The organism is Halorubellus litoreus, assembly GCF_037081675.1.
Taxonomy (GTDB): domain Archaea; phylum Halobacteriota; class Halobacteria; order Halobacteriales; family Natrialbaceae; genus Halorubellus; species Halorubellus litoreus.
On sequence record NZ_JAZAQL010000002.1, the window covers coordinates 280,920 to 305,340 of the forward strand.

25 protein-coding genes are annotated in these 24,421 nt (G+C 68.9%); 9 read left to right on the top strand and 16 right to left on the bottom strand.

The window, feature by feature from the left end; genetic code table 11:
• Positions 1-100 precede the first annotated feature (100 nt).
• Positions 101-1,165 (top strand): HTH-type sugar sensing transcriptional regulator TrmB, encoded by a 1,065-nt coding sequence (gene trmB / locus VYJ16_RS08640; protein ID WP_336349908.1) that lies wholly within the window; start codon positions 101-103, stop codon positions 1,163-1,165.
• A gap of 314 nt (positions 1,166-1,479) precedes the next feature.
• On the opposite strand, the gene VYJ16_RS08645 is transcribed toward trmB, so the two are convergent.
• From VYJ16_RS08645 to VYJ16_RS08655, 3 genes are all read right to left on the bottom strand, one after another.
• On the bottom strand, positions 1,480-1,926 hold the full coding sequence (locus VYJ16_RS08645; protein ID WP_336349909.1) for a hypothetical protein: 447 nt from the start codon (positions 1,924-1,926) through the stop codon (positions 1,480-1,482).
• The gene (locus VYJ16_RS08650; RefSeq protein ID WP_336349910.1) at positions 1,926-3,257 is read right to left on the bottom strand and encodes a right-handed parallel beta-helix repeat-containing protein; all 1,332 of its coding nucleotides are present in this window, start codon (positions 3,255-3,257) and stop codon (positions 1,926-1,928) included. The genes VYJ16_RS08645 and VYJ16_RS08650 overlap by 1 nt, the downstream gene beginning before the upstream one ends.
• Before the next feature lie 130 nt (positions 3,258-3,387).
• Positions 3,388-3,879 (bottom strand): halocyanin domain-containing protein, encoded by a 492-nt coding sequence (locus VYJ16_RS08655; RefSeq protein WP_336349911.1) that lies wholly within the window; start codon positions 3,877-3,879, stop codon positions 3,388-3,390.
• A gap of 35 nt (positions 3,880-3,914) precedes the next feature.
• Between VYJ16_RS08655 and VYJ16_RS08660 the strand changes: the two genes are divergently transcribed.
• A complete protein-coding gene (locus VYJ16_RS08660) occupies positions 3,915-5,012 on the top strand; it encodes a DUF7350 domain-containing protein (protein WP_336349912.1) in 1,098 nt (365 codons plus the stop codon).
• An 82-nt stretch (positions 5,013-5,094) separates the two neighbouring features.
• Here VYJ16_RS08660 and VYJ16_RS08665 read toward each other — a convergent pair whose 3' ends face one another.
• The 4 genes from VYJ16_RS08665 to VYJ16_RS08680 all read right to left on the bottom strand — a co-directional run bounded on the left by VYJ16_RS08665 (position 5,095) and on the right by VYJ16_RS08680 (position 8,127).
• A complete protein-coding gene (locus tag VYJ16_RS08665; RefSeq protein ID WP_336349913.1) occupies positions 5,095-5,238 on the bottom strand; it encodes a hypothetical protein in 144 nt (47 codons plus the stop codon).
• A 123-nt stretch (positions 5,239-5,361) separates the two neighbouring features.
• Positions 5,362-5,745 carry a DUF7522 family protein gene (locus VYJ16_RS08670; RefSeq protein ID WP_336349914.1) on the bottom strand — a complete coding sequence of 128 codons (384 nt, stop codon included), beginning with the start codon at positions 5,743-5,745 and terminating at the stop codon, positions 5,362-5,364.
• Between the two features lie 82 nt (positions 5,746-5,827).
• Positions 5,828-6,679, bottom strand: coding sequence for an eIF2B alpha/beta/delta subunit family protein (locus VYJ16_RS08675; RefSeq protein WP_336349915.1), 852 nt, complete (start codon positions 6,677-6,679; stop codon positions 5,828-5,830).
• Positions 6,680-6,792: 113 nt separating this feature from the next.
• Complete coding sequence (locus tag VYJ16_RS08680) at positions 6,793-8,127, bottom strand: MFS transporter (RefSeq protein WP_336349916.1); 1,335 nt, start codon at positions 8,125-8,127, stop codon at positions 6,793-6,795.
• A 40-nt stretch (positions 8,128-8,167) separates the two neighbouring features.
• Here VYJ16_RS08680 and VYJ16_RS08685 point away from each other — a divergent pair, with 40 nt between their 5' ends.
• On the top strand, positions 8,168-8,545 hold the full coding sequence (locus VYJ16_RS08685; protein ID WP_336349917.1) for a DUF7969 family protein: 378 nt from the start codon (positions 8,168-8,170) through the stop codon (positions 8,543-8,545).
• Positions 8,546-8,578: 33 nt separating this feature from the next.
• Here the strand turns inward: VYJ16_RS08685 and VYJ16_RS08690 are convergent, their stop codons facing one another.
• Complete coding sequence (locus tag VYJ16_RS08690; protein WP_336349918.1) at positions 8,579-9,085, bottom strand: hypothetical protein; 507 nt, start codon at positions 9,083-9,085, stop codon at positions 8,579-8,581.
• A gap of 151 nt (positions 9,086-9,236) precedes the next feature.
• On the opposite strand from VYJ16_RS08690, the gene VYJ16_RS08695 reads away from it, so the two are divergent.
• Together VYJ16_RS08695 and VYJ16_RS08700 are read left to right on the top strand one after the other, a co-directional pair.
• Entirely contained in the window at positions 9,237-9,455 is a 219-nt protein-coding gene (locus VYJ16_RS08695; protein WP_336349919.1) for a hypothetical protein, read from the top strand.
• A 134-nt stretch (positions 9,456-9,589) separates the two neighbouring features.
• Positions 9,590-10,258 (top strand): hypothetical protein, encoded by a 669-nt coding sequence (locus VYJ16_RS08700; protein WP_336349920.1) that lies wholly within the window; start codon positions 9,590-9,592, stop codon positions 10,256-10,258.
• Positions 10,259-10,283: 25 nt separating this feature from the next.
• Here VYJ16_RS08700 and VYJ16_RS08705 read toward each other — a convergent pair whose 3' ends face one another.
• Entirely contained in the window at positions 10,284-11,111 is an 828-nt protein-coding gene (locus VYJ16_RS08705) for an undecaprenyl-diphosphate phosphatase (RefSeq protein WP_336349921.1), read from the bottom strand.
• A 90-nt stretch (positions 11,112-11,201) separates the two neighbouring features.
• Between VYJ16_RS08705 and VYJ16_RS08710 the strand changes: the two genes are divergently transcribed.
• Positions 11,202-11,621 carry a JAB/MPN domain protein-containing protein gene (locus VYJ16_RS08710; protein ID WP_336349922.1) on the top strand — a complete coding sequence of 140 codons (420 nt, stop codon included), beginning with the start codon at positions 11,202-11,204 and terminating at the stop codon, positions 11,619-11,621.
• On the opposite strand, the gene VYJ16_RS08715 is transcribed toward VYJ16_RS08710, so the two are convergent.
• Together VYJ16_RS08715 and VYJ16_RS08720 are read right to left on the bottom strand one after the other, a co-directional pair.
• The gene (locus VYJ16_RS08715; protein ID WP_336349923.1) at positions 11,618-13,465 is read right to left on the bottom strand and encodes a carbamoyltransferase family protein; all 1,848 of its coding nucleotides are present in this window, start codon (positions 13,463-13,465) and stop codon (positions 11,618-11,620) included. The two genes, VYJ16_RS08710 and VYJ16_RS08715, sit on opposite strands and share 4 nt — an antisense overlap.
• A 5-nt stretch (positions 13,466-13,470) precedes the next feature.
• On the bottom strand, positions 13,471-14,577 hold the full coding sequence (locus tag VYJ16_RS08720; RefSeq protein ID WP_336349924.1) for a hypothetical protein: 1,107 nt from the start codon (positions 14,575-14,577) through the stop codon (positions 13,471-13,473).
• 180 nt (positions 14,578-14,757) lie between these two features.
• Between VYJ16_RS08720 and VYJ16_RS08725 the strand changes: the two genes are divergently transcribed.
• Together VYJ16_RS08725 and VYJ16_RS08730 are read left to right on the top strand one after the other, a co-directional pair.
• A complete protein-coding gene (locus tag VYJ16_RS08725) occupies positions 14,758-15,117 on the top strand; it encodes an ArsR/SmtB family transcription factor (protein WP_336349925.1) in 360 nt (119 codons plus the stop codon).
• Positions 15,117-15,437 (top strand): DUF7521 family protein, encoded by a 321-nt coding sequence (locus tag VYJ16_RS08730; protein ID WP_336349926.1) that lies wholly within the window; start codon positions 15,117-15,119, stop codon positions 15,435-15,437. Before VYJ16_RS08725 ends, VYJ16_RS08730 begins: the two co-directional genes overlap by 1 nt.
• A 56-nt stretch (positions 15,438-15,493) precedes the next feature.
• On the opposite strand, the gene glmS is transcribed toward VYJ16_RS08730, so the two are convergent.
• The 4 genes from glmS to aglF form a co-directional block, all read right to left on the bottom strand.
• Positions 15,494-17,530 (bottom strand): glutamine--fructose-6-phosphate transaminase (isomerizing), encoded by a 2,037-nt coding sequence (glmS, locus tag VYJ16_RS08735; RefSeq protein WP_336349927.1) that lies wholly within the window; start codon positions 17,528-17,530, stop codon positions 15,494-15,496.
• Positions 17,531-17,533: 3 nt separating this feature from the next.
• Positions 17,534-18,691 (bottom strand): sugar phosphate nucleotidyltransferase, encoded by a 1,158-nt coding sequence (locus VYJ16_RS08740; protein WP_336349928.1) that lies wholly within the window; start codon positions 18,689-18,691, stop codon positions 17,534-17,536.
• Positions 18,688-19,899 (bottom strand): bifunctional sugar-1-phosphate nucleotidylyltransferase/acetyltransferase, encoded by a 1,212-nt coding sequence (glmU, locus tag VYJ16_RS08745; protein WP_336349929.1) that lies wholly within the window; start codon positions 19,897-19,899, stop codon positions 18,688-18,690. Before glmU ends, VYJ16_RS08740 begins: the two co-directional genes overlap by 4 nt.
• 232 nt (positions 19,900-20,131) lie before the next feature.
• Positions 20,132-20,884 (bottom strand): UTP--glucose-1-phosphate uridylyltransferase AglF, encoded by a 753-nt coding sequence (aglF, locus tag VYJ16_RS08750; RefSeq protein ID WP_336349930.1) that lies wholly within the window; start codon positions 20,882-20,884, stop codon positions 20,132-20,134.
• Positions 20,885-20,999: 115 nt separating this feature from the next.
• Here aglF and aglM point away from each other — a divergent pair, with 115 nt between their 5' ends.
• Positions 21,000-22,325 (top strand): UDP-glucose 6-dehydrogenase AglM, encoded by a 1,326-nt coding sequence (gene aglM, locus VYJ16_RS08755; RefSeq protein WP_336349931.1) that lies wholly within the window; start codon positions 21,000-21,002, stop codon positions 22,323-22,325.
• Between the two features lie 43 nt (positions 22,326-22,368).
• Here aglM and VYJ16_RS08760 read toward each other — a convergent pair whose 3' ends face one another.
• A complete protein-coding gene (locus VYJ16_RS08760) occupies positions 22,369-24,420 on the bottom strand; it encodes a glycoside hydrolase family 97 protein (protein ID WP_336349932.1) in 2,052 nt (683 codons plus the stop codon).
• Between the last annotated feature and the right edge of the window lies 1 nt (position 24,421).

The following is a 24,421-nucleotide window of genomic DNA, read 5'->3' on the forward strand; positions in this document are numbered from 1 at the left end:
CGCGCCGGCCCGTCGCGGCGTCGAATCGTACCGGCTTCCGAAATGGAGTGCTACTCGGATTTCAGTAAATGGTTTAATGCAGGAGGCCGTCTTCCGTGATATGCCAAGCGACGACCTCCGGAACACCATCGAGCGCGTGGGGGACCGGTTCAACCTCGGTGAGTACGAGATCGACGCGTACCTCACCGTCCTCGAGCACGGCCAGCTCACCGCGAGCGAGATCGCCGACCGAACGGAGATACCGCAACCGCGCGTCTACGACACCGTGCGGTCGCTCTCGGACCGCGGGCTCGTCGAACTCCGCGAGTCCCGCCCGATGAAGATCATCGCGGTCGACCCAGACGACGCGTTCGCGGACGTCACGTCGTCGCTCGACGAGATGATAGACGAGCTCGAAGCTCGGTACACTGCACCTGCTCGCGACACCGAGGCCGTCTCGCTCGTGAAGTCCCGCTCGACCATCCTCCGGTATCTGGAGGAGGTCATCGACGCCGCGGACTACGAGCTCGCGCTCTCGCTCACCCCGGACCTGCTCGACCGGTTCTCGGACCTCCTCAAACAGCGCAATCACGAGGGCGTCAGCATCGAACTCCTCGTCACGCCCGCCGCCGGCGCGCCCGAGTCGGACGAGTTCGACTACGCGGAGGTCGCGACGAACGTCCGCGCGCGCCGCGGCATCACGACGCCCGTCATCGCTGTCGCCGACGGCGAGTACTCGATCTACGCCACTCAGGACGCGCTCCGGGACGACCAGGACCGCTACGGCGTCATCTTCAACCGGTCCGCGCTCGGGTTCCTCGTCTCCGGGTTCTTCGGCACCGTCCTCTGGACGACCGCCGAGGAGCTGTACGCGGACGGCGAGGACCGCCCGTACCCGCGTCGATACGCGAGTATCCGCCGGTGCGTGAAGGACATCGTCGCGGAGGGCGGCGAGTTCTACGCGACCATCGACGGCCGCGACGTCGAGAACGGGACGCCGCGCGTCGTCAGCGGGAAGGTCTCCGACGTGGCGTTCGAGACGACCGAGGAGGTCGCGACGCTCACGCTCACCGACGAGGAGAGGGACGAGACGGTGACCGTCGGCGGGCAGGTCGCCGCGTTCGAGGACGTGGAAGCGCACGAGATCCGCATCGGTCGCGACAGCCCGCCGAAGAATCTGGACTGACTGACTCTGGGAGCGTACGCCGTCCGCCAGGACGGCGTTTCTGGGGTGACTGACTCTGGGAGCGTACGCCGTCCGCCAGGACGGCGTTTCTACGATGTTGACAGGTGGTCGGTTCTGCGGTGACTGACTCTGGGAGCGTACGCCGTCCGCCAGGACGGCGTTTCTACGATGTTGACAGGTGGCCGGTTCTGGGGTGACTGACTCTGGGAGCGTACGCCGTCCGCCAGGACGGCGTTTCTACGATGTTGACAGGTGGCCGGTTCTTCGATGTGGGCTGGCGGTCGGTTCGCTGCGATGGTGTCTTCGTGTGGTCCTTAGTCGGTCGTGAGCCGCGCGCGGAGGCGTGGGAGGAATGGACCGGTGGCGATGCGGTAGCCGAGGAGTGTGGGGATGGCGGCGAGCGTGAGGAAGGCGAGGAAGAGGAGGAGGTCGGTGGTGGTGAGGACGTGCGCGAGCGGGGTGGCGGTGCCGAGGAGGAGGGGGAGTTCGTATGCGACGGGGGCGAGTGCGAGGAGTGCGGCGAGCGCGTAGCACGCGGTGGCGGCGACGTCGCGGCGGGTGGGGCGGGTGTAGAGGATGCCGGCGGTGGCGATGGCGCCGACGGCGAACGCGGGGAGGCGGCCGACGAGGTCGGCGCTCAGCCACGCGAGCACGGTGCCGAGAGCGACCGCGGCGAGGAGGACGAACGCGGTCGTGGCGGCGTCGTGGCCGTCGCCGACGGCGTTCGCGAGGCGGTCGCGGAGTGCGGGTTCGGTCGCCATCAGGCGGCCCTCCTGTCCGCGTCGACGCCGGCAGCGTCCTCGCGGGGTCGCCGGACCGCTTCGCGCGGCGGGGCGGTCTCGGCGTCGGGCATCGATTCGAGCTCGTCGAACGGCGGTTCGGGACCACTCCGCCAGTCGCCGCGCGGCGCCTCGCCGCGGTCGAGTTGCGTGAACTGCTCGAGGAGCACCATCGTCACCCACGGGTCGCCGCCGAGGACGTTCGAGCCGTCCTGGAGGCCCGCCGGCCGGGTCGTCCGAGCGACGTTGTCCTCGAAGACGTTCCCGCCGTCCTCGGGTGCCCCGACGGCGAGGTCCGCGCGCCCCGAGTTCGAGACGTCGTTGTCGCGGAAGACGTTCCCCGTCGGCGGGTAGACGTTCTCGTCGACCATCGGCACCGCGACGATACCGAAGTTCGCGTGGTCGCGGACCGTGTTCCCGACGACCTCGTTATTCGTGCCGCCGGCGACGTTGATGCCGGTGCCGAACGCGGCGTACCCGAACGACTCGTCGGGCGCGTCGGCGTTGTCGTTCGCTTCGACGAGGTTGTTCTCGATGCGCGCGCTGTCCTGCGGTGGGTCGGCTTCGCTGTCCAGCGAGTTCGGGACGATGCCGCCCATGTTCCGCCGGAAGACTGAGTCCTTGACGGTGAGGTAGCCGCCGGCGTTCGTCCCAGAGTACCCGATGGCGTTGTACTCGCTCCGGACGTTCGCGATGATGGCGTGACAGGGCTTACACTGGCCGATGTAGAACCCCGAGTCGGTGTGCCCGGAGGCGTAGGAGTGCTCGTAGCGGCCGTGCTCGCTCGCGATGTTGTATATCCCATAGACCTGGTTGTTGTACGCGGTGAGGTACGACCCGCGCCAGCCGGAGACGCCCGACCAGAAGAACCCGTTCCGGACGTAGTTCCGCGCGGTCACGTTCTCGACGACGACGTCGTCGACGGTCGCGAGCACGCCGTCCTCGCGTTTGAACTCGCCGTCGAGCACGACCTCGTTCCGGTCGGTGCCGCGTATCGTGAGCCGCGGGGTGTCGGTGACCTCGACGGCCTCGTGGTACGTGCCGGGGCCGACGAGGACGAGGTCCTCGGGGTCGGCGGCGTTCACGGCGGCCTGGATGGTGTCGTAGTCGTCGGGGACGCGATGGACGGTGTACTCCTCGTAGGCGCGTGGCTCGCCGCGCTCGGGTTGGGCGGCGGGGAGGTCGTCGTCGTGGCCGTCGCGGGTGGTGCTGCCGGCGAGGGCGCTCCCGACGACCGCGTCGGCGGCGACTGCGGCCGCGCCGAGCGCGCCCGCGCCGCCGACCGCGCGGAGGACGTCGCGTCGTCGCGTCACGCCGACCACTCCGTGCTGGATGGGGACATGTCACGTGATTCGACGCGGTCGGACCTAAATCTAGCCGGTGGAATCGACGGAGACGCCGCGTGGACGGACGCTGACGCCGCCGTTCGTGCCGAGCGCGCGGTCAGCGAACGCGAACGCCGCCCTTCATCCCGAGCGCCTGATGGGGCTCGCAGTAGTACGCGTACGTTCCCGTCTCCTCGAACGTGTGCGAGAACGTCGCGCCCTCGTCGTCGTGGTACTCGCTCGCGAACGCGCCGTCGCGGTCGACGACGTTGTGCCGGCCGCCCCGGCCAGTCCACTCCCAGACGACGGTCGTCCCGACGTCGACCTCGACCGCGAGTGGGTCGAACGCCAGGCCGTCGCTGCCCGCACCGACCGCCACCGCGACCTCGCTCTCGCCGGTGCGGTCGACCGGCCCGTCGTACTCGTCGAGGTCGCCGAGCCAGTCGTCGAGCTCGCCATCGCCGCCGTCCCCACCGCCGCCGCTCAGGCAGCCGGCGAGCGCCGCGGCGGCGGTCCCGGCGGTCGCTGCCAGCAGCGCCCGTCGCCCGCATCGGTTCGTTCGCTCGTCGTCCCCTGCTACCCCGTCGCTCGTCGAGTCGGAGGATTGCACGTTCGGTTTTGTACGAGGGCCGCGTAGTAACCCTTGTGCGTCGTCGTTCGCTGCTCGCCAACTTCGCCCGCACGGCTGGCGTCGCGGCCGCTGCGACCGGGACGGCCGCCACCGCGGGCTGTCTCGGCACGGGGAGCGACGGCTACGAGCCGCCAGCGCGCGTCGAGAACCCACCGCGGGGCGTGTATCGACCGGTCGCGGCACCGCGGCTGCGGACGGTCGGCGTCGCGGACGCGGGCGCGTTCCGGCTCGCGCTCGCGTACGGGCCGCCCGTTCGGTTCTGGGAGGTCGTCGGCGAGCAGACGTACCGTCGCGCGGCCGAACCCGACGACGACGTGCACCTGGTCGCGCTCGCGTGGGACCCCGAGACGGGCGTCGTCCTCCCGGAGGTCGGACTGACGGTCGAGGTGACCCGGGACGGCGACCTCGTCGCACAGGAAGCCGTGTACGCGATGGTGTCGCAGGGGATGGGGTTCCACTACGGCGACAACTTCGCGCTCGACGGCGACGGCGAGTACGCGGCGACGGTCGCCGTCGGCGGCCTCCAGGGGCGACGCACCCGGGCGTTCGCCGACCGCTTCGGCGACCCGGCGAGTCACACGTTCGCGTTCGAGTACGCGCGCACCGACCGGGACGCGCTCGACGTCGTTCGCGCCGACGACCCCGGGACGCGCGGCGCGCTTCCGACGAACCCACCCGCGTCGATGCCCGCCGCAGCCATCCCGGAGGATCCGCCCGGGAGCCGGCTCGGGCGAGCACGGACCGCCGACGTCACGTTCGACGTCCGCGCGCTCACCGGCCGGTCGGCGAGCGAGCGCGTCGACCCGGACGCGGACGCACCCGCGGACGCTGCCTACCTCGCGGTGCTCGCGCACACGCCGTACAACGACCTCGTCCTCCCCGGGATGGGGCTGCGCGCCACCGTCGAACGCGAGGACGGGTCGACGACCGAACGCATCCTCGACCGGACGCTCGACCCCGCACTCGGCTACCACTACGGCGCGAGCGTCGACGGCCTCGCGGCCGCGACTGCGGTCCGCATCGAGACGCTCACGCCACCGCAGGTCGCGCGCCACGAGGGCTACGAGACCGCGTTCCTCGACCTCGACACCGTCCGCGTCACCGCCGACTGACCGCCAGCACCCGCTCCCGACTCGGCGCTGTCGGCACTGTTCGAGTCGTCGAGTCGAACCGAGAGAAGGGGCGCGACGGCGCCTAGAGGCCGATGACGTCGTCGAGTTCGACGTCCTCGACGCGGCCGTCGCAGACGACGCATTCGTCGATGTCTTCAGGCCCCTGTCCGCCTTCCATGTGGAGGTTCCCGCAGTCCGTGCAGACGAGTGGTTCGGCGTCGAGCATGCACGCTGCGTTTCTCGGGACGGATAGTTGATAGTTGGGGACAGATGGGTTGGTGCTCGCGGACGGACGACGGGGCGCGGACGGACGACGGGGACGACGAGCGAACCGTTCCGGCGCACCCGGTCAGTCGTCGAGCGCGCGGAGTTCCTCGTGGAGCGCGGCGGCGAGTTCCTCGAAGCGGTCCCGGGTCAGCGGGTCGGTGGTGACGAAGACGCCGTGGTCGTCGTGGATGACGCGCGTGAGGTACCCGTGGTCGAAGACGCGGATGGTGAACGTGTAGTCGCCGAGTTCGCTGTCGTCGTAGTCGGTCTGCGAGCGGAAGCCGAGGCGTTCGGTGTCGGCGAACCCGGCGACGTCGGCGTCGGGTTCCAGGTCGTCGCGGAGGTAGAGCTGGTCGACGTCGTCGGGCGTGAAGTACGTGACGCTGCGGACGCCGTCGCCGACGACGGCCCTGGTGGTTCGGACGAGCTCGGTCTCGGTCGCGTCGCTGAGCAGGTCGGACGACATACGCGAACCGTCGCCCGGCCGACGGAAGAACCGTGACACAAATTCCCACGGTCTGGGAGCGGTCGGCTGCGGTCCCCGGACGTTACAGCGATTCGACGCCCTCGTCGGTGACGACGGCGTCGACGAGGTCGACGGGCGTGGCGTCGTACGCGGGATTCTCGACGCTGAACCCCTCCGCGGGTTCGCGCATCACCTCGCTCGGCGACCGGAACTCGTTCTCGAACACGAACCCGTCCTCGATGATCTTCGCGTCCGAGCCGACGACGACCACCGGGACGTCCAGGCGCGCGGCGGTCGCAGCGATGGGGAACGTCCCGACGCGATTGTAGAGCGTGTCCCCGACGATGCAGTCCATCCCGACGACGACGAGGTCGCACTCCTCCAGGTAGTACCCGGCCGCCGCGTCCGTGACGAGGTGGGTGTCGATGCGGTCGTACGCGGCGAGCTGGCGCGCGGACTTCCGGCCGAGGTACCGCGGTCGCGCTTCGGTGACGTACGCCTCCAGGTACTTGCCGTCCCGCGTCGCGCTCTCGACCGCCTCCAGCACCGTCGACGAGTAGTCGTGCGTGAGTATCGTCTGGCCGTCCTCGAGGTACGCGGCGGCGTTCTCCGCGGCCGCGTGCTTCCCGGCCTCGATGGTGTCGACGACGCGGTCGATGGCGTCGGCCGTCGCCGCCTTCGCCGCCGCGACGTCACCGGGCTCGGCGTCCTCGACGCCGGCGACGACGTCCGCCATCGCGTTGTGGAGGCTCGCGTGACTCGGGTTCGCGCGCCGCAACGCCTGCGCGTTCCGCTGGAGCGACCGCTCGTACTCCTCGACCGTCGCGAACTCCCTGCCCGTGAGGTCCGCGAGCGCTCGCGCGGCCTTCACCGCGACGACCGACGACGAGTGCGTCTGCATCTCCGCGATCTCTTCGACGGTCTCGTCTATCATGCCAGCACCGTCGCCCACCGACGGCATAGGCCTTTCCACCTCGTCGACACGTGCCCGAGTTTCGCCGGTACCGGCGCGGGCGTCGATTCACCCGAATCCATCGGGGGGTCGATTCACCCGCCGTCGGGGCTTGCGCCCGAACGCGTCGAGGGCTTCGCGATGCGCGCGATGGCGGTGCTCGCGACGACGGCGATCGTTATCTCGAGGCCGCCGGCGACGAGGAACGCGGCGAGGAACCCGTACTCGGCGGTGACGAGGCCGCCGACGAGGAACCCGCTGAGCATCCCGAGGCTCCCGAAGACGTTGAAGCCGCCCATCGCGGACGCGTTTTCGCTGGCGGGGACGACGTCGGTGACGAGCGCCATCGTCGCCGGGGCGACGAACGCGCCGCAGACGCCGACGGCGACGAGGAGCGCGGCGGCGAGCGCGTACGTCGGTGCGAGGCCGACGGCGACGATGGCGACGCCGTACAGGATGGACCCACCGACGACGGGGACGTAGCGGCCGATGCGGTCCGAGAGCGAGCCGACGGGGTACTGGAGTGCGGCGAACGGCAGGAAGAACAGCGCGAGCGTGAGGCCGGCGGTGGCGGCGTCGACGTCGAACGCCTCGCGGACGTACGCGACCCCCGCGAGGGCGAAGAACCCCGCAGTGAGGCGGTCGACGTACCCGAACGCGTACGGCACGAGGAGCGCTGGCCGCGAGCGGACGCGGGTGAGAACGGTGCCGACGGGGAGGCCGCCACCGCCGCCGCGGTCGGGGACGGTCGCCGCGAGCGCGCCCGCGGCGACGAGGACGGCCGCGCCGCCGTAGAGCGGAAGGAGTGGGTCGCGGGCGGCGAGCTGGCCGCCGACGATCGCGCCGAGCGCCGCGCCGAGCCCGATGGCGGTCCCGGCGGCACCCATGTTCCGGCCGTTCCCCCCGGAGAGGTCCATGAGCATCGTGATGGCGAGCGAGAACGCGCCGATGGTGAACGCGCCGCCGACGACGCGGAGCGCGAGCACCACCCCGAACCCGAGGCCGAGCGACGGTGCGAGCGCGACCGCGACGTAGCTCGCGGCACCACCGACGGCGCCGACGACGACGAACGGCACGCGACGTCCGAGCGAGTCGCTGAGGACGCCCCATGCGACCGCGAACGCGACGAACGCCGCGAACTCGGCGACGAGGAACCACGTCGGTGCGAGGATGCCGTCGCCGCCACCGACCGCGGCGACGGTCTCCTCCAGGCCCGGGTAGAGGAACACTTGCGAGACGAGGACGCCCCACACCACGAGCCCGAGTCGGACGCGGTCCAGGCGCGTGCCGCGAGCGCCGCGAGCGCTCTGGACGCCCTCGGATTCCGCGCCGGCGGCCGTTTCGGTCACGAGCGTGCGTACGCGCCGCCGTCCTACGAGGTTGTCGGTCTCCAGTCCCTGCCAGGACCGCCGCGACCGGGACGCGACCATGGCGGTGCATAAATCCGTTCGGCGCCTACGTCGAGTCGAGATGGTCTGGGTCACCTATCGCTGTCCGTACTGCGGGGCCGTCACGGGCGTCGAGCGCGACGCGTACATGAACGACAAGTGCGTGACGCGCGAACCGCTCGACGGCTGGACGTACGCGGACGCGACGGACGACGTCGAGGCCGCCGACGGCATCCGGTTCGTCTGCCTCGGCGACGGCGCCCGCGACCGGGACGCGGAGGACGCCACGCCGGCAGCGGGCGCGACGCCCTCGGGCGAGGGCGGCGCGAACGACCCGCGCCCCGACGAGGACGGCTGCGGGCGGACGTTCTACCTCAACTACGTGAAGTACGCCGACGGGACCGAGGTCGACCACCGGACGCCCGACATCGACCGGCCGCGGTTCGACTTCTCGCCCTGAACGGTCGGCGTCTCCGACGTCCGGCCAGCACACCTACTCGAGGAACAGTCGGACGTCGTCCGCGAGCTCGCCGTCCTGGTCCGGTGGGACGGCGTCGACCCACCTGAGCGTGGCGTCGCCGTCCACGTCGATGGCCGCGGTCGGCGACGCGTCCTCGGCGTCGACGCGCGCCGGGAAGACGACGTCGAACGTGTCCACGCGACGGGCGTCCTCGGGGTCGTCGACCGTGAACCCGACGTGCCGGATGCGTGCCGGATGGCCGAGCGCGAGCGGCACGCCGAGCAGGTCCCCGAGGTCGCGGCGCGCGGTCGCCGCCCAGTCCCCGCCGGACGGGACCGTCGTCGCCGGGAGCGTCCACCCGTGCACGCCGTCGTCGTGACAGCACACGCGCCCGTCGCCGTCAGTGACCCCGACGACGGCGTGACTGTTCACCTGGTCGCGAATCCCGTCGAAGCGCTCCGCGTCGACCGCGTGACTCCGGTCGCGCCAGTCGACCGCGTCGTCGTTCAAGAGGCGCCCCGGGTCCGAAAGCGAATCCATACCTGCCTCTCGGAGCGCGCCACTGAAGAATCCGCCGTGACGACGCCCGGACGACTCCCGGCACTGCCGCCAACGATGCCCGGGACGGGACCCACCGACGCCCAGCGCGTCACCCGACGAACCCAAGTCCCCGCCAGCCCTGGAGTGGGGTATGCGCGACGACGTGCTCGACGAGCAGCGAGAACTGGTGGCACTCCTCGAAGACCGCGGGTGGGACGTCACGGAAGCGGAGGTGTCCGTGTACGAGTCGCCGTGGGAGGACGGTGACGCCCCGGAGGCGACGGTCACGCTCACCGCACGCAAACCGTTCGGCGACCACGGCGACGGCGACGACGACGGCGACGACGAGAACCCGTTCCGCGTGAAGTGACCGCGATACCGCCGGCGTCGCCGGCGGTCCAGCGACCGGCCGCGACCGCGAGCGCGTGAACGCTCGGCGCGTTCAGGGGCGTTCCCGGTGCCGCGAGGCGGCGGTTTATGCAGGTCGCCACCCTATGGGCGGGTATGCCTATGAAACAGTCGGGGCCAGCCGACGCCTACGAGGTCGTTCGCGAGGACGACGACGGGTTCGGCTGGATCGCGTACCCCGGGGAGGAGATGCAGCGAGCGAGTCACGCGTTCCGGACGGCCGACGGCGTGTACGTCATCGACCCGGTCGACATCGACGACCTCGACGACCACCTCGCGGCGCTCGGCGACGTCGCCGGCGTCGTCCTCACGCTCGACCGCCACGAACGCGACTGTGCGGCGGTCGCGCGCCGCCACGACGTCCCCGTGTACGTCCCCGAGTTCTTCGGGAAGACGAGTCTGGACGCGGAGACGAAACCGCTCCGGGGCGTCCTCGACCGGTTCGACGTCATCCCGGTCGTGAACTGGCCGTTCTGGAACGAGATCGCGCTCTGGGACGACGAATCCGGCGAGCTCTGGGTGAGCGAAGCCGTCGGTACCGTCGACTACTACACGACCGGCGACGAGGAACTCGGCGTCCACCCGATGCTGCGAGCGGTCCCACCCCGGAAGAAGCTCGGTGACCTCTCCCCTGGCGAACTCTACTGCGCGCACGGCGCCGGCATCACGAGCGGTGCGACGCGCGCCCTCCAGGACGCCCTCTCGGGCTCCCGGAAACGCATGTTCGGACTGTACGCGAAGACCCTGAAGAGCGCACTCTCCTGACGACCGCGACGCGCTCCGTGCCGTCTCAGGCGGGGAACGCGACGTAGAGCACGCCGCCGCCGACGATGGCGAGCGAGCCGAGCGCGACGCAGACGAGCCAGAACGAGACGCGTTCGACGACGCGCATGAGGGCGTCGATGGTGAGGTACCCGACGACGCCCGCGACGACGAGCGCGAGCAGCGTCGGCGCGAGCGCGACGCCCGGCAGCCCGCCCTGCTGGACGACCTCCAGCGCCCCAGCGGAGAGGCCCGCGGGCACCGAGAGGAGGAACGAGAGCCGGAACGCGTTCTCGCCGTCGTGCCCGCGGAACAGGAGCGCGCTCGCGGTCGTCCCCGACCGCGACACGCCCGGGAGGATCGCCAGGCCCTGCATCGCGCCGACGAACACCGCGTCGACCGCGTCCGGGTCGCGCTCCCCGGCGTCCAACTCGGGGCTCGCGTACCGCTGGAGGACGCCCGTGAGGACGAGGAGGACGCCGACGAGCGCGACGAACGCCCCGCCCGCGAGCTCGCTCACGACCGCCTCCAGGGTCGCGTACGCCGCGATACCGACCACGCCCGATACCGCCATCGCACCGACGAGGTACGTGAGGACGGCGTGCTCGTCGAACGCGGACGCCGGCCGCCACTCGAGCGCGTTCCCGAGCACATCGCGGAACTCCTCGTGGTAGTACGCCGTCGCCGCTATCGCCGTCGGCACGTGCAAGAACAGCGCGTACCCGACCGCGTCCTCCGGCGACCGGCCGAGCGCCCGGAGCGCGATCGCGACGTTCCCCTCGCTCGATATCGGTAGCCACTCGAAGACACCCTGCACGAGCCCGACGAGGAACGCCACCACGAACTCTCCGGCCATACCACGGCGTCGCCGCGGCGACTACATAGCCCCCACGGTTCCAGGCGGACACCCGACGGCCTTAGGGGCCGTCGCCTCGTACGACGACGCGTGATATACGCGACCCGCGGGCTCCTCGAGGTGCTTTGCGAGTTCGCCGAAGACGCAGAACCGAACTCCGTCACCGCCGCCCTGGCGACGACAGCAGCCGGCGACCTCGACGGCGACGTCGGCGACGCGGACCCCGAGACGCCAGTCTTCACCGACTTCTACCTGCCCCAGACCGGTGACAGCATCACGGCGGTCTTCGGCATGGACCTCTCGACGCCCTCCGCGCAGACACAGGGCCGATTCGTCTCCCACCCCGGCGGGAACCCCGAGATATCCATCGAGGACGACCTGCACGCGACCGTCTTCGTCGCCGTGCCACCGTGGACGCCCGAGAACGTCGCCGTCTACGACCGGTGGAGCAACCAAGAGGAACTCGTCGTCGTCGACGCCGAACCACCAGCCGCTGACCTCTCTCGCTAGTCGTCGGCGCGGCTGGCGTCTCGAGTCCCGTCGGTCGTTGCGTCGCCCGTAGTCGCGGCGCCGCGTTCCTGTCGCGCTTCGACCGTCGTGGTCTCGGCGTCGGTCTTCCTCACGACCACGTCGCCGAGGACGAGCACGTCCAGGCCCATCCCGAAGAAGTCCTTGAGGGCGTCCGTTGGTGTCGTCACGATCGGTTCCGCGTGATCGTTGAACGACGTATTCAGGAGGACCGGCACGCCCGTGATGTCAGCGAACTCCGCGATGAGGCGGTGATATCGCGGATTCTGGTCTTCGTTCACGGTCTGCGGGCGCGTCGAGTCGTCGGCGGGATGCAGGACGGCTTCGAGTTCGTCGCGCTTGCGCGGCTCGACGTCGAACGCCTGGATCATGAACGGCGCGGGCTCGCCGTCGACGAGGTACTCGGCGGCGGCAGCCTCGAGCATCGACGGCGCGAACGGCCGCCACTCCTCGCGATGCTTCACGAACCGGTTGACGCGGTCGCGCGACTCGGCGGTCCGCGGGTCAGCGAGGATGCTCCGGTTCCCGAGCGCGCGCGGCCCGAGTTCGAGGCGACCATTGAACCACCCGACGAGGTCGCCGTCGGCGAGGCGTTCGGCGACGACGCGCTCGACGTCGTCCGGTTCGCTGTACGCGATCTTGTTCGACTCCAGGAGGTCGCGGACCGTCCCCGTGTCGTACTCGGGGCCGAAGTAGACGGATTCGAGCTCGGGCACCGACTGCGGGGACTGGTCGAGGAGGCCGGCGCCGACGGCGAGGCCGGCGTCGTGCGCGACCGGCTGGACGAAGACGTCGTCGACCGCGTCGGATTCGCGGACGCGCTTGTTGAGCTTGCAGTTCAACGCGACGCCGCCCGCGAGTGCGACGTTCCCGGTGTCGAGCGCGCCGAGGGACGACTCGGTGATGTCGAGGACGGTCTCCTCGAGGAGCTTCTGGGCGGTGTATGCGAGGTCCTTCTCCCACTGCGTGAACTCGCCCGGCTCCTGGTTTCGCTCGCGACCGAACGCCTCCTCGAGCCGGCGGACGCCGTAACCAGTCCCCCAGCGGCGCGTCAGTTCCGTCACGTCGTAGTCGACGCCGACGTCGACGAGCGACCGGAGCGTCCGCTCGATCTCCTCGTTCTCGCGTCCGTACGGCGCCAACCCCATCACTTTCCCTTCGCCGTTGAACATCCGATAGCCGAGGTACTCGGTGACGACCGCGAAGAACAACCCGAGGCTGTTCGGGTGCTCGTACGTGCGAACGCGCTCCAGGGCGTTCGCGCCTGCCGTCTCGACCCCGGTTCCGGTAGCGGTGCCGCGCCAGACGACCGTCGAGTCGTACTCGCCCTTCGCGTCGACCGTGAGGACGAGCGCGTCCTCGAACCCCGACGGGTGGAACGCGCTCGCCGCGTGACACGCGTGATGCGAACGCGTCTCGATCGGGGGGACCGCGTCACCCAACTCCTCGAGCCTGGCTTCGACGCGATGCGTCGGGAAGAACCGGCTCTCCACCTGCGTCTTCGCGACCTCCTCGAGCGCCCTGGCGGTCCGGAGGGCGCCGTCCGCGCGGACGGCGTCGCGCACGTAGTGTTCGAGGATCTCCGACCGGAGGCTCGGATCGTACGGGAGGAGCACGCGGTCGACGTCCGAGAGCGCGAGGTTCCGATGATCGAGACACGACTCGATCGCGCGCTCGGGGAACGTCCCGACCGCGTGCTTCTGGCGCGTGAGACGCTCCTCCTCGACGGCGTACTCGAGGCGGCCGTCTTCGAAGAGCGCGGCGCTCGGGTCGTGCTGTCCGTACAGGCCGATCGCGGGCTTGAACGCGAGGTCGTAGCGTGCCATCGTGATCAGTGCTCGTTGTCCGGAGCGTTCGTCGTGTGCACGTACACCCAGACGGCGTCGCCGTCCTGGAGCTGGTACGACGCCGGGTCGACCGGGTTCGTCCGCTGCCTGACGAGGACCTGGGTCTCCGACGCTGTCTCGCGATACGTGCCGTCGAACGAGTCGTTCGCGTCGTACGTGACGACGTGCTTCCCGCCGCTCGCTTGCTCGTACTCGATGTCCGGGAGTGCGTCGAGCGCGTCCGCGAGCGTCGTCGCCTCGCCGGTATCGTACCACGTGGACGGCTGGTCGTCGTCGCGGAACTCGAACCCTGATGCGTTCCCGTCGGTCGCGCCGGCCTCGTACTCGAGACGCCGATTGTTGACGTCCACGAACAACTTCCCGGTGCGTGCGTCACCGCTCCCTTCTGACTCGGTCGACGTTGCAGTGGTCGTTCCACCGGAACCACCACTACCGCCGTCGGTCCGGACGCTAACCCAGAAATTGTCGTCGTGCTGGACCTCGTACGTCGTCGGGTCGACGGAATCAGTCCCCCGGTGGATGGAGATGCTGGTGCCAGCTCTGGACGCATCGTACGTCGTCCCGTCGTACGTGATGACGTGCGACCCGCCCGCGGTGTCGTACCCGATCCCGGGGAGGAGGTTCAGCGCCCGCTCGAACGTGACGACCTGCTTCTCGTTGCTCCACTCGTTCGGCCCGTGCGCCGCCGTCCCATGGAAGTGGAAGTACACCGTCTCCGGGCGTTCGTCCTCGATCGAATCGAGGTAGTACTTCGACTGGTCGAAGTTCACGAAGTCGCCGTCGACCTCGAAGAACAGGCGACCGTGCCAGTGGTCCTGCTTGTACCCCGGGCCTTCCTCCTCGGTCTCGGTAGCCTCGGACTCGGTACTCGTCTCCGCGTCAGTCGTCGTCTCCGCGCCGGTCGTCGTGCTCGCGGGCGTGGTCGTCGCGGCATCGGTTCGCGACCCGGTCCCTGTCGTCGTGTTCTCGGCGTCGTCGCCGAACCCGAGACAGCCAGCGAGCCCAACGATCGCACCGGTCCCGAGCAGCACGCGCCGACGCGACGTCGCATCGTCTCGGAGGTCAGTCACTTCGTCCTGGTGGTCAGTCACTGTACGTCGACGTCGGGACGCCGGAGTGGTAAACCGTCCAACGCGTTCGCACGCGCTGCGAACGCCCCGGATACTGCGGGGCGCCTTACTACCACCACCTCAGCGGACGTCATTCCATCCACGAACTCGACCTTAGTCTGCTCGTAAACAAGGGCCTCCCACTGGTAGCCGACAGTAGCAGTGGCCGAAATCGAGAGCATCGACGACCGCATCCTCGACGCACTCAGCGACGACGTCGGGAAGCGCATCCTCACCATGACCGATCGACGCGCGATGTCCGCGCACTCCCTCGAAGAGCACTGCGAGGCGTCGCTCGCCACCATCTACCGCCGCATCGAGGAACTCCTCGACCTCGGGTTACTCCGCGAGCAGACGTGCGTGCAATCCGACGGCAACCACTATCGGCAGTTCGAGTCGAACCTCGAACACCTCGCCGTCACGCTCGACGACGGCGACCTCCACGTCGACGTCGACCGACGCGACGACGCACCCGACCACTTCCGGACCATCTGGGACGCGATGCAACGGGGGCTGGACTGATGTTCGTCGGCCTTCTCGCCGCGAAAGTCGTCATCGTCGCCCTCGGCATCTTCGTCGCATTCCAGGGCTACCGCGCCGCCAGGCGAGAGCGAAGCCAACGGATGCTCGTCGTCGCAGGCGGATTCGCATTCCTCAGCATCGGCTCCGTCCTCGAAGGCATCTGTTACGAACTCCTGCAGATGTCCACGCTCCTCGCCGGCATCGTCCAGACGTGCACCGTCGGTCTCGGCATGACGCTCATCGTCGCCTCCCTGTTCGTCCCCGCCGCCGCGAGCACCTCGAGCACCGACCCGATCGACGATCCACAGCGCGGCGAGTGACGACCGCCGCGGTCGCCCAGCCGTCGAGTTCGCGGCCGGAGGCTCGACCGTCGAGACTACTCGACGGTAACGCTCTTCGCGAGGTTCCGTGGTTTGTCGATGGCGCGCCCGAGTTCGTTCGCGACGTGGTACGCGAACAGCTGGAGGCCGACGTTCGCGACGAGCGGTTCGAGGGCGCCGAGGTCCGGGATCGGGATCTCGACGTCGAGGTAGTTCGCGGCGGCGTCGTACGACGAGAACCCGATCACTGGCGCGCCCCGGGATTCGACCTCCTTGACGTTGTTCAGGGTTTCCTTCGGGCGCGCGCCCTCGGTGAGGACGGTGAGGACGGGCGTGTCCTCGGTGACGAGCGCGAGCGTTCCGTGCTTCAGTTCGCCCGACGGGAAGCCTTCGGCGTGCACGTACGCGATCTCCTTGAGCTTCAGCGCGCCCTCGAGTGCGACGGCAGCGCCGAGCTTGCGGCCGACGAAGAAGTACGCGTCCTCGTCGACGTACTCGCTCGCAACCGCCTCCAAGCGCTCTGACGCGTCCAAGAGCTGTTGGACGGCGCCCGGGAGCCCGCGGAGGTTCTCGAGGAGGTTGCTCGCGCGTTCCGAGGAGAGCGCACCCCGCCGCCGCCCGATATGGACCGTCAGGAGACTGAGCGCGGTGACCTGCGCGGCGAACGTCTTCGTCGCCGCGACACCTATCTCGGGGCCAGCGCGGATGTAGAGCGCGTCGTCGGCCTCCCTCGCTGCGGTGGACCCAACGGTGTTCGTCACCGCGAGCGTCCGCGCCCCCGCCTTCGCCGCCTTCCGCATCGCCGACAGCGTGTCCGCGGTCTCCCCGGACTGCGTGACGGCGACGACGAGCGTCTCCCACGGGTCGCGCCCGCCCGTGAACTCGTACTCGCTCGCGACCTCCACGGTCACGCGGACGTCCGCGAACTCCTCGAGGAGTCGACGCGCGTACAGGCCGGCGTGATAACTCGTCCCGCACGCGACGAGCTGGATCTCCTCGACGTCCGCGAGAACCTCCGACGAGAGGTCGACGTCGAGGTCGACGTCGCCCGCGACCTCGTCCACGCGCCCGGAGAGCGTCTGCCTGAGCGCCCCCGGCTGCTCGTGGATCTCCTTGAGCATGTAGTGGTCGTACCCGCCTTTCTCCGCGGCTTCGGCCTCCCAGTCGACGGTCTTCGTCTCCCGGTCGACCCACGCGCCGTCGTGCCGGACGTCGACCGCGTCGCCGGTGACCCGGGCCACGTCGCCGTCCGCGAGGTACGCGACCTCGCGCGTGTGCTCGACGAACGCCGTCACGTCGCTCGCGACGAAGTTCGCGCCCTCGCCGAGCCCGAGCACGAGCGGGCTGTCCTGACGCGCGACCACCAGCTCCTCGCGGCCCGCGACCGTCACCGCGACCGCGTAACTCCCCTCGAGTCGCGAGACGACCGCCTCGACCGCCGCGACGAGGTCGACGTCACCGAACCCGCCCGCGGCGCCCGCGGTCCGATACGCGGCAGCGTCCTCGGCCGTCGACCCGTCGCCGTCGGCCGAAGTCTCCGCGCCCGCGGACTCGCCGTCCTCGTCGACGCGGCCGCCGTCGGTCGCGGTCTCGCGTCGTGCCGCGAGCTCGGCCTCCAGGAGGTGCGGGACGACCTCGGTGTCGGTCTCGCTCGAGAACGCGTGCCCGGCCGCCTCCAGTTCGGCGCGGAGTGCGTCGTAGTTCTCGACGATACCGTTGTGGACGACCGCCACGTCCCCCGTGCAGTCCGTGTGCGGGTGGGCGTTCGCGTCCGTCGGTTTCCCGTGCGTACTCCAGCGCGTGTGCCCGACCCCACACGTCGCCGGATGCGCGTTCGGGAGGTCGAGGTCGTCGATGACGCCCTGCTGCTTGTGGACCGCGACCGCGTCGTCCTCGACGAGCGCGACGCCCGCCGAATCGTACCCGCGGTACTCGAGGTTCCGGAGGCCGTCCACGAGCACCGGGAGCGCCCGGCCGCCCCCGGTCGGCGTGCCAGCGTCGCACCCGCCGTCTGCGCGTTCCCCGTCGCCGCGTTCGTCGTCGCGGCCATTCTCTCCGCCTTCGTTCGAGACGTACCCGATGATGCCACACATGCGTTATCCCCTCCTGACCTCGGTGTCGCTCGGAACGCGTCCGGATACTGTACACCCTGCTTGGACGGTCGAACCGTCCCCGAGGACGACCCCTGCTTCGACGGTCGTCCCACCGCCAACGGTGGCGTTGTCGCCGACGACCGCCCCGAACTGCACGCCCTCGTAGAGCTCGCCGTCGACGAGTACGTCCGACTTCCCGCCGACGATCGTCGCGTTCGCGCCGACGTGCGCGTTCTCCGCGACGACCGCGTCCCGGACGACCGCGCCGTCCTCGACGACCGCGTCCGCGAGCACGACCGCGTTCGACAGCACCGCGTTCGCACCTATCGTGACGTTCTCGCCGAGCGAACACCCGCGGCGGAGCGTCGCGTTCGCGTCGACGGACGTCCCCGCGCCGACGTGCACGGGGTCCGCGACCGACGCGGTCTTCGCGACGTCGCCGTCGCGCGTGCTCCCGTCGCGGTCGAGGACGTGCCCCGTGACGCGCGTGACGTCCCAGAGGTGCGAGACGTCCTCCCAGAGTCCGCCGTAGCGCACCGCAGGCACCCCGCCGTCGTCGACGAACCCCGCGAGCGTGTCCGTGATCCCTCGCTCGCCCGTCTCGCCGGCAGGGGTCTCCCGTATCGCGTCGAAGATCGACCGTTCGAAGCCGTAGACGCCCGCGTTGATGAGTTCCGACGCTGCCTCGCGCGGCTTCTCTTCGATGTCGACGACGCGGTCCCCGTCGAGGTCCACGACGCCGTACGCCCCGGGGTCAACCGAGCGCGTCACCGTCATCACCGGCCCGCCGTCGCGCTCCAAGCGGTCTCGGACGCTCGTGACCGCCGACGGCTCGATGATGCGGTCGCCGTTCAGCACGACGAACGCGTCGTCGACCGCGCCCTCGGCCTGTGCGATGGCGTGCGCGGTCCCGAGTTGCTTCTCCTGGACGACGTACTCGAGGTCGATATCCCAGTCGTCGCCGTCCTCGAAGTGCGTCTGGATGCGGTCGCGGGCGTACCCGACGACGAGCACGACCTCGTCGATACCCGCGTCCGCGACCGACTCCAAGACGTACTCCAGGAGCGGCTTCCCCGCGATCGGGAGCATCGGCTTCGGGCGGCGGTTCGTCAACGGCTTCAACCGGCGGCCCTCGCCCGCGGCGAGCACGACCGCCTTCACAGTTTCTCACCTCGGTCGCGCGTCACGCTCTCGCCGGGTTTCGTCGTCGCGCCGACGCCGAGTTTCACGCCCGCGTTCACGCTCGCGTTGATGCCGGTCTTCACGCCGTCCGCGGCGACGACGCCGAGTTTCCGCCGGCCGGTGTCGACGCGTTCGCCTTTGACGCCCATGCGGACGTTCGCGTCGTCGTGCCGGAGGTTCGCGACCTGCGTCCCAGCACCGAAGTTCACGTCCCGGCCGAGGACCGAATCGCCGACGTACGACAGGTGCGGGACCGTCGCCCCGTCCATGAGTATCGAGTTCTTCACCTCGACGGACGTCCCGGCCGTCGCGCCCGGCATGAGGACCGTCGACCCGCGGACGTACGCGTTCGGGCCGACGGACGCCCCGGCCTTCACGACGACCGGGCCCTCGACCACGCTCCCCGTCCGTATCGTCGCGCCCTCCTCCACCACGACGGGACCCTCGACGGTCGCGCCGTCCTCGACGGTCCCGCGAACGTCGCGTTCGAGGTCCGCGAGCAGGACCTCCTGGGCGTCCAGGAGCTCCCAGGGACGACCGACGTCGAGCCAGTCGCCGTCGTGCTCGACCACGCGGAAGTCCTTCCCCGCGTCGAGCATCCGCTCTATCGTCTCCGTGATCTCGTACTCGCCGCGCTCGGACAGCCCGGTCTCCTCGATGAACGCGAACACGCTCGGGTCGAACGCGTACAGGCCGAGGTTCGCGAGCGTCGACGGCGGGTCCGCCGGCTTCTCGACGATACCCGTCGCATACCCATCGGTGACGTCCACGACGCCGTAGTTCCGCGGGTCCGCGACGTGCATCGTCGCGATCGCGTTCTCGCCGTCGGCAGCCGCCCCGGCGAGCGCCGCAACGAGGTTCTCGTCCACGACGACGTCGCCGTTCAGCGCGACGAACGGCTCGTCCACCACGCCCGCAGCACGCCCGATGGCGTGCGCCGTCCCCAACTGCTCGCCCTGCTCGACGTACTCCACCGGGAGTCCGGCGTACTCGTCGCCGAAGTGCTCGCGTATCGCCTCGGCCTCGTACCCGACGACGACCACGAACCCGTCCACGTACGGCGCACACGCATCCAGCACGCGCTCCACCATCGGCACGCCCGCCACCGGCAGCATCGGCTTCGGGCGACTGTGCGTCAACGGCCGCATCCGCGTGCCCTCGCCCGCCGCAACGACGACCGCCTTCACGCGGAACGCACCTCCAGCATGGATTGCGACCGAACTAGCAGTAGGGACCAACCGGCTTCGTTCATACGTCCACATCCGACCGCCGGCACAAAAGTCACACCCTTGCTTGTGGCCGCAGCGCCACGCTCGCCTGTGAATTCGAATCCACTCGCACCCGTGAGCAGCGGACCGGACTCAGTCGGACCAAGGCGTTCGCTCAGCGGACGCGAACCAGCTCCGATCGCACGCACGACTAGTCCGCCGTCTCCACGAGCTCTTCGCTCGCCGGGTCGAGTTCGCCGCGAAGCAACGCTTCGGCGCGGTCGCGGTCCTCGGGGTACCCGACGTCCACGCGCCAGCCGTTCAATCGAAGTGCGTCGATGGTGCGGCCGCTCCGGATGAGGAGGTCGATCGCGTCACTGATCTCGTACTCCCCACGATCGGAGGGCATCACGAGCCGGCACGCGTCGAAGATAGCGGGCGTGAACGTGTAGAACCCCGTCATGACGAGGTTGCTCGGCGGGTCAGCGGGTTTCTCGATGACGTCCGTGATCTCGCCGTACTTGTTCGTGTCGCAGACGCCGTACCGCGACGCCTCCTCCCAGGGGACCTCCTCGACGAGGAACGCCGCGTCCGCACGCGACTCCTGATGGCGGTTCACGACGTCCGCGAGGTTCGCCTGGAAGATGTTGTCACCGAGCATCAGCATGAAGTCCCCGTCGACGTACGGTTCCGCACAGAGCAACGCGTGCGCGATGCCCTTCGGCTCCGATTGCTCGGTGTACGTAATCGGGACGCCCTCGTACGCGTCGCCGTAGAACTCGCGTATCTGGTCGCCGCGATGCCCGATGACCGTCACGAACTCCTCGGCGCCGAGCTCCCCGAGCTTGTCGAAGCAATGCGACAGGATCGGTCGGTCGTTCACCTCCACGAGCGCCTTCGGTTTCGTCGCGGTCAACGGACGCAATCTGGTACCCTTCCCCGCCGCAAGCACGACAGCCTTCATACCTCACGCAAGCCCGCGTCGGGTCATTACTACACGCAGGCTACCGGTCGCCGAACCGTCGGCGCGCGGTGGTAGGACCGCCATAACTACCCGACTACTCCGGGTCAACACGCGTATGCAAGTAAGCGTCGTCGGGAGCGGGTACGTCGGCACGACCATCGCGGCCTGCCTCGCCGACCTCGGCCACGACGTCGTCGCCGTCGACATCGACCAGGCCGTCGTCGACGCCATCAACGCCGGCGACTCGCCCATCCACGAACCCGGGCTCGACGAACGCATCGCGGAACACGCCGGCGGCCGCCTCCGCGCGACCACCGACTACGGCGTGCTCCCCGACACCGACCTGACGTTCCTCGCCATCCAGACGCCCTCCAACGCCGACGGCAGCATCGACACCAGCGCGCTCGAAGCCGCCAGCGAGATGACCGGCGAGGCACTCGCCGGACGGCCCGAAGACGGTGGCAGTCAGGTCGTCGACGAGCACGTCGTCGTCGTCAAGAGCACCGTCCTCCCCGACGTCGTCGACGCTCGGCTGGCACCACGCATCAAAGCGCACGCCGGCGACCGCGTCTCCGTCGCCGCCAACCCCGAGTTCCAGCGCGAAGGCAGCGCCGTCGCCGACTTCCTCGCCCCCGACAAACTCGTGTTCGGGACCGCCCCCGGCGACGAACGCGCACTCGACGCCCTCCACGAGTGCTACGCCCCGCTCCTCGAAGCGCGCGCCGCCGACGGCCACGACGTCCCCATCGTCGAGACCGACGTCCCCACCGCGATGATGGTCAAGTACGCGAACAACGCCTTCCTCGCCGCCAAAGTCAGCCTCATCAACGACCTCGGGAACGTCTGCAAGACCTACGGCATCGACACCTACGAGGTCGCCGACGCCATCGGGCTCGACGACCGCATCGGCGCGAAGTTCCTCCGCAGCGGCCTCGGCTGGGGCGGCAGCTGCTTCCCCAAAGACGTCGCTGCCATCGTCCACGCCGCCAGAGAACACGGGTACGAGCCCAGGATGCTCCAGGCCGCCATCGACGTCAACGACCACCAACCCGAACGCATGCTCGAACTGTTGGAGAAACACGTCGACGTCGACGGCGCGCGCGTCGCAGTGCTCGGATTAGCGTTCAAACCCGGGACCGACGACGTCCGGAACTCCCGCGCCATCCCCGTCATCGACGGCCTCCAAGAACGCGGCGCCGACGTCGTCGCCTACGACCCCGTCGCGACCGAGAACATGCGCGAACACTTCCCCGACCTCGAATACGCCGACTCGGCTGCCAGCGCGCTCCACGGCGCCGACGCCGCCCTCGTCACCACCGACTGGGACGAGTTCCAAGCCCTCGACGACGAATTCGACGCGATGCATTCGAAGGTCATCGTCGACGGCCGACGCGTCATCGAGCCACAGGACGACCTCACGTACGACGGACTGACCTGGTAACCCTCACCCACCGTCGTCTCATGTGAAACGACCAACGGTGAGGTTACGCGGGGTCGAAAGTCGTGACGAACCCTCCACCGGGCGCCATTTCGACGGTAAAGGTATCACCTGCCTCGACAGTCGATTCGGAGACGACGTAGGATTCCCGATTCGAGCGATAGGTCGAACCCACGGCATCCGACAGCGTCCTCGCGGTGTACTGCGAGTCCCCGAGAAATCCGAGAGCCAATTCCAGAGTCACTCCGCCATCGCTCGCGAGCCCACCGACGTACCAGCTCTGCCCACAGCGTCGGGCAACGACGACATGTGAACCGAAGGCTGCGTCTAGCACACGCCGTTCGTCCCAGTGTAACGGCGAGATCCGCTGCAGGAACGCCTCGATTGCCGGTTCAGATCGATACACTTCCGGGATGTCTGGGAGATGTAACAAACCGGTATCGATGGTCAAACAGCGAGCTAGCTGCGCACAGACAGTAGACAAGACCGGTCCACCTATCGCGTCCCGCTCGGTCGCATCCGAGAGGTCTACGAGCCCAGGGGTCGCATCGAGCGGCCCGCCGAGCATGTTCACGAATGGAAGTGCAACGTGGTAACTCGGCTTTGCGTATGTCTCAGGTTGCCCGTCCGCGAGCGACTGCACGAACTCCCGGGTCATGAGGTGCGGATACGTCCGTCGGAGACCAGTTGGCTTGAACGCTTCGTGGACGTTGTAGAGCAGTTCGTGGTCTGCGGCGACCTCCAAAAACCCCCGGAGGCGGCGAACGTTCCCGTTACCGCTTCCTCCGAGGAATCCGTGCTTCACGCCCGCCACTCCCCATCGCGAGTAGGTCTCGAAGATCGCTTCGACGTCATTCTCACGGAGCGCGAGATCGTTCACATACAGGAGCAACCCCACACCCTGCTTGTCGGCGTACGTCGAGAGGGATGAGATATCGATAGACTGCACAGGGACGGTCGGGTCGGCGGTAGGATCCGACTCATCCCCATACCAGCCTGCGTCGACGAGGGTATACGAGAACCCATTCGAAGCGGCGTGGTCCACGAGGCGACGAAGTGACGGCATGTCCAATCCATAGGTGAAGCCGTCGACAGTCGCTCCTCTAGCGCGCCAATCCCAGGTCGCTATCCCCGGTTCAATCCACGAACTATCCGTGATTCGACACGGCTCGTTGAGATTACGAACGACTTCGTTCTCGAGTAGCCCATCCAGCGAGTTCGCAGTGAGGAATACGCGCCATGGCGACGTATAGATGCCCGACACCTCAGAGGGTTCCCCCAGTGAGGCTCGTAATCTTCCGTCGCTCGCCCCCTCGAAACGCAGTTCCGAATGCGATAGCGCTGCCTCGTGTACAGTCACGAACCGTTGAGACGTCTCGGTATCACCGATGCGCGCTGTCAGGGGCGTCGCCGCACCTCCGACAGACGGAACCCGGACTGACTCCTCGAGCCGTGTCCCGAGCGGTGACGGATACCAGATTCGAACCTCCTCATCGGGGAATCCCACAGTCGTCTCGTCGCTCACTACCGTCCGCCGTTCAGGTCCAGTCGATACTGGCACCTCGTATCGAACACCGACGCCATCGTCGAACACACGGAACCGAGCCTTCGGCGTCGTCGACGTGGGCGACGAAAACGCGAGGCTTACTTCCTCGAAGTCATCACGGACGACGGATTGAGCGCCTCTCACTGGACTCCAAGAACGTCGTACCGACCGACGTGTCACCTCGAACGCGGACGCACAATCATCGAACGGCTGCTGCGTCTCGAACGTAACTCCCAAGGTTCCACCATCGATGGTCTGCTTACCTTGGATTGACACAGCGAACGTTGGCGTCCCATCGGCAACGCGAACGTCCACACGAACATCCTTCTCGGGGGAGTCGCATTGGACGGACTTCACGTAGCCCTCTGTCTCCGACCTTTTGGTGGTCTCTCTCGTCCGACTGCTCGAATCGCCGCGCGTGACCGATTGGCGCTTGGTCGAACTATCCGTCGTGTTGCAACCCGCGGTGAACGACGCTACTGCAGTCGTCGCCGTAGCGGCCGACAGCAACCGCCTCCTCGACCATCGCCTTTCGTTTGTACCTCCGTCCACT